General features: G+C 69.4%; 1 protein-coding gene. It reads right to left on the bottom strand.

Features of this window, described 5'->3' with window-relative positions:
* Positions 1–173: 173 nt before the first annotated feature.
* The coding region (locus tag RM844_RS32770) for a hypothetical protein (protein WP_311671076.1) at positions 174–448 on the bottom strand (275 nt) is incomplete at its 5' end.

A 448-nucleotide genomic window follows, 5' to 3' on the forward strand; every position in this document is an offset into this window, starting at 1 on the left:
CGCTCATCGTCCAGCGCGGCTAGGTGCGGCGCCAGATCTGCCTGTTCCGTCGTTGTCAATCGACGCCGTCGTACGATTCCTCGGCGGACCGAGCAGGGCTACGAGAGCCCTGGCGTTGGCCGATGAAATCCGGCGATCGCGTCACGTGGGAGTCGGGCCGGACCACTCCGAACTCAGGACGCGGAGTCGGCGAGGAGGAGCTGGCGCTGGAGGTCCTCGAGCACCGGCGACAGCGCGGCGCCGAGCGCGCCGGACATCCTCCCGTCGTCGAGCGCCGAGCGCAGCTCGCGCCGATCGGCGAAGATGAGCACGACCTGCGCGCCGTCGGGACCGGCGACGACCGCAGGATGGTCGACATCGGCTTCCTCCACGCGCACGTCGCCTTGGCTCATCGTGACGCCCGCGGCGTCGATCGATCCAGACACCGGCGCCACCATCGTCTCTGAAT

The sequence above is a fragment of the Streptomyces chisholmiae genome, from assembly GCF_031845445.1.
GTDB lineage: Bacteria > Actinomycetota > Actinomycetes > Streptomycetales > Streptomycetaceae > Streptomyces > Streptomyces chisholmiae.